Annotated in this window: 4 protein-coding genes; 2 read left to right on the top strand and 2 right to left on the bottom strand. The window is 65.1% G+C overall.

Translation table 11 applies throughout. From position 1 onward, the window contains the following. Window positions 1–152 precede the first annotated feature (152 nt). On the top strand, window positions 153–647 hold the full coding sequence (locus RMO40_RS15260; protein ID WP_309723055.1) for a hypothetical protein: 495 nt from the start codon (window positions 153–155) through the stop codon (window positions 645–647). A 17-nt stretch (window positions 648–664) separates the two neighbouring features. After that, a complete protein-coding gene (locus RMO40_RS15255; protein ID WP_309723053.1) occupies window positions 665–1018 on the top strand; it encodes an ArsC family reductase in 354 nt (117 codons plus the stop codon). Between the two features lie 3 nt (window positions 1019–1021). Here the strand turns inward: RMO40_RS15255 and RMO40_RS15250 are convergent, their stop codons facing one another. Continuing rightward, window positions 1022–2167, bottom strand: a complete 1146-nt coding sequence (locus RMO40_RS15250; protein WP_309723051.1) for a DNA alkylation repair protein — start codon at window positions 2165–2167, stop codon at window positions 1022–1024. A 6-nt stretch (window positions 2168–2173) separates the two neighbouring features. Continuing rightward, window positions 2174–3971 (bottom strand): aconitate hydratase AcnA (locus RMO40_RS15245; RefSeq protein ID WP_309723048.1); only part of this gene is annotated, 1798 nt, incomplete at its 5' end.

The following is a 3971-nucleotide window of genomic DNA, read 5'->3' as shown; positions in this document are numbered from 1 at the left end:
GGCGCGCAAGCACCAAGGGCTTTTTCACGTGTGGTTGCTGCTCGCGGATCGGTCACCGGAGCAAATCCCCCAGGCCATGTCGGTCAAGGCCGGTGCGTAGACTCAAATGGCATGGTCGGGCGCGTGCCCGTCTGCCATGTCAGCGAGGCGTCATGAACACTCTGAATCTGTCTGCGTTGCTCAGCGCATGCCTGGTGTCTGCCTGCACTTCGTATGGGCCCAGCTCACTCGCGCCGGGCACCGGTGTGGAGGCGGCCACGCGAGCGATGGGTGCTCCCACGGGAGACTCTGTCTTGCCGGGTGGCGGACGCCGACTGGAGTTCGCACGCGGCCCCTACGGCAAGCACACCTACATGCTCGACTTCGACGGCCAGGGTCGCCTGCTGCGCTGGGAGCAGGTGCTGGTCGAAGCGCGCTTCAATGAGATTCGCAGCGGCATGGACGCCGCCGAGGTGAGGGCGCAGTTGGGCCGTGCGTCGGACCAGTACGTCGTGGGTTGGCATGAAAAACAAACTGTCTGGGCCTACCGCTACGAATCCCCGTTCTGCCAGTGGTTCCAGGTCGGCATCAATGGGCAAGGCAAAGTGGTGGACACTGCCTACGGCCCCGACCCGGTCTGCGAGCCTGGCAAGGCTGACGTTCTCTAGCCCTCCCGACACCACCGATGACCATCACCCTCTACGGCATTGCCAACTGCGACACCGTCAAAAAAGCGCGCGCCTGGCTCGCTGAACAACAGGCCGACGTGACCTGGCATGACTTCAAGAAGCAGGGTGTGCCCGAGCTGCAGCTGGACCGCTGGCTCACGGCTGTGGGTTGGGACAAGCTCGTCAATCGCCAAGGCACCACCTGGCGCAAGCTGCCTGACGACGACAAGGCGGCGGTGGTTGATGCCGCTTCGGCCCGCGCGCTGATGCTCACTCAACACAGCGTCATCAAACGCCCCGTGGTGGAGTGGCCCAATGGCCAGGTCACCGTGGGCTTTTCGGAGGCGCTGTTCGCGCAGTACCTGGGCTGAGCTTCAGCCCGGCACCTTCAGCTCGAAGCCCGCTTCGGCCGCTGGCTGGCCGTTGATCAGCAGCTGTATTCGGTGCGCACCTGCGTGATATCGACGCGTGGTGATGGGCTTGAGCGAATGCTTTTTCAGCAGCTCTCGCGCTTCACCGGCGTCCAGTTCGAGCACCCAGCCCTTGAACACCTTGGCCGAGGTGTCGCCGCTTGCCTTGACGTGGTGGACGGCGTAGTCGATCGCAAGCCGCTGCGCGCTCTTCGCCGTGGAGCGAATGTTGATCTGCAGTTGCAGCGAGTCGCCCACCTGGGCCCGGCTTGACGACAACGCCAGCGCCGCGCGGCCTTTGAAGCGTTCGCCCACGCCCCAGGCGCTCATCACGCCGGCATGCCCACGCTTCACCAGCGTGCGGCTTGCGTGCCTGAGCAGCGCCTGCCGTGGGGCCGGTGCGCCGGGCAGGTGCTCGTGCAGCCAGGCTTCGACAATGTGCGGGTGGTCTTTCGCGATGTCGTTCAGGTGGTTGGCCACGCTGCGTCGCACATAGGGGCTGGCGTCGTCCATCAGCTTGCGCAACAAGGGCAGGGTGGGCGAGGGGTCGTCGACCAGCGGCTTGAGCACCATGCCCCAGGGCAGGCGCGGGCGGCTGCCTTCGCTCACCAGACGGCGAACATGCGGGCTCGCGTCGTCGGCCCAGGCGTGCAAGGCTGCGAAGCTGAGCTCGGGCTCGCGCAGGATGAAAGGGCGGATGGCCCACTCTGCGGTGAAGCGTTGCGTCATCGCGTGCAAGGCCCGCAGCGCGCGCGGTGTGTCGGCGTGGCCGTGGCGCGCCACGTATTCGGTGAGCGGCCACACGGCCCAGCCGGCCAGGCCATCGTCTCTGGCACCGGTCGGGCCGTCGAGGGTTTCATCGACCAGCGTGTCGATGCTGGCGAGCGCTGTTTCCATCAGGTCAGCAGCCGCATTGAAGTCGCCTGGCAGCGTGCTCTCCAGCGCAGCGCAGAGGTGCCACGAGCGCGCTTTCAGCTCCAGCGTGTCGAGGCCAGCGTTGGCCAGCGACGTGAAGCGCTTGCCGTTGAACTCGGGCGAGGCGCGCTGCAGGTGACGGCCGATGTCGGCCACCACCTGCGCGTTCAGCAGGTTCTTGAACGGCTCCGCCATCGCGCCTCAGGCCGCGAGCAGCTGCCGCAGCACGAAGGGCAAGATGCCACCGTGCTTGTAGTAGTCGACCTCGATCGGCGTGTCGATGCGCAGCGTCACGCGCACATTGCGCGTGCCGCCGTCCAGGTCGTGAATCACGAGCGTCGCGTCTTGCTGGTGCTTGAGCTCGGTGCCCAGCAGCACATCGAAAGTCTCGTCGCCGGTGATGCCCAGCGTCTGCCACGAATCCGTGCCCTTGAACTGCAGCGGCAACACGCCCATGCCCACCAGGTTGGCGCGGTGGATGCGTTCGTAGCTGCGTGCGACCACCGCCTTGATGCCGAGCAGGGCCGTGCCCTTGGCCGCCCAGTCGCGCGACGAACCCGTGCCGTACTCCTCACCCGCAAAGATGATGGTCGGCGTCTTGGCCGCCATGTACTTCATGGCGGCGTCGTAGATGAACATCTTCTCGTTGCCAGGCTGGAACAAGGTCACGCCGCCTTCTTCGCGGCTGCCGTCGGCGCCGGCGGGAATCATCAGGCTCTTGATGCGCACGTTGGCGAAGGTGCCGCGCCCCATCACGTCGTGGTTGCCACGGCGTGAGCCGTAGGAGTTGAAGTCGGCCATCTGCACCTGGTGCTCTTTGAGCCACTGGCCGGCGGGCGACTGCTCCTTGATCGAGCCGGCCGGCGAGATGTGGTCGGTGGTGATCGAGTCGCCGAAGAGCGCCATCGCGCGCGCACCCTTCACGCCCGAGTCGGCGAGCCCGGGCTCCATGTGGAAGTTGTCGAAGAAGGGCGGCTTGGCGATGTAGGTGCTCTTGGGCCAGGTGTAGGTTTCGCCCTTCACGCCCTCGATGTTTTCCCACAGCTTGCCCGGCTTGGTTTTCACCTGCGCATAGTTGGCACGGAAGGCCGGGCCGTTCATCGCGAACTTCATCAGCTTGTAGATCTCGTCGCTGCTCGGCCAGATGTCGCCCAGGTAGATGTCGCGGCCGTTGTGGCCCTTGCCAACCGGCTCGGTCATCAAGTCCTTGTTGGCATTGCCGGCGATGGCGTAGGCCACCACCAGCGGCGGCGAAGCCAGGAAGTTGGCCTTCAGGTTCGGGTGGATGCGCGCTTCGAAATTGCGGTTGCCCGACAGCACGGCCGCGCAGATGAGGTCGTTCTTGGTGATCACCTCGTTCAGCTCGGCGGTGAGGTCACCCGCGTTGCCGATGCAGGTGGTGCAGCCGTAGCCGGCGAGGTTGAAACCGAGCTTGTCGAGGTAAGGCGAGAGGCCGGCCTTGTCGAGGTATTCGGTGACCACACGCGAGCCGGGTGCGAGCGAGGTCTTGATGTGGGGTGCCACCTTCAGGCCCAGCTCCACCGCCTTCTTGGCCAAGAGGCCGGCGGCCAGCAGCACGGCCGGGTTCGAGGTGTTGGTGCACGAGGTGATGGCGGCGATCAGCACATCGCCGTTTTTCACCTCCAGGCCACTGGCGGTTTTGAAGACCTGGTGCAGCTTCTCGGCTGGCTGGTTGAAGCCATTGGCCGCCGTGGGCTTGCTGAAAAGTTCGGTGAACTCGCTGCGCATCTTGCCCAGCTCGATGCGGTCTTGCGGGCGCTTGGGGCCGGCGAGCGAAGGGGTCACGGTGCTCAGGTCGAGCGAAACTTCTTTCGAAAAATGGATGTCGCCCGATTTGGGCACGCCAAACATCTTCTGCGCCTTGAAGTAGCTCTCGAAGGCTTCGATCTCGGTCTTGGTGCGGCCGGTGCCCACGAAGTACTCAATGGTCTTTTCGTCGACCGGAAAGAAGCCCATGGTCGCGCCGTATTCGGGCGCC

This window comes from Rhizobacter sp. (assembly GCF_031412075.1).
Taxonomy (GTDB): domain Bacteria; phylum Pseudomonadota; class Gammaproteobacteria; order Burkholderiales; family Burkholderiaceae_C; genus Rhizobacter.
This window is presented reverse-complemented; position numbering and strand designations above follow the sequence as displayed.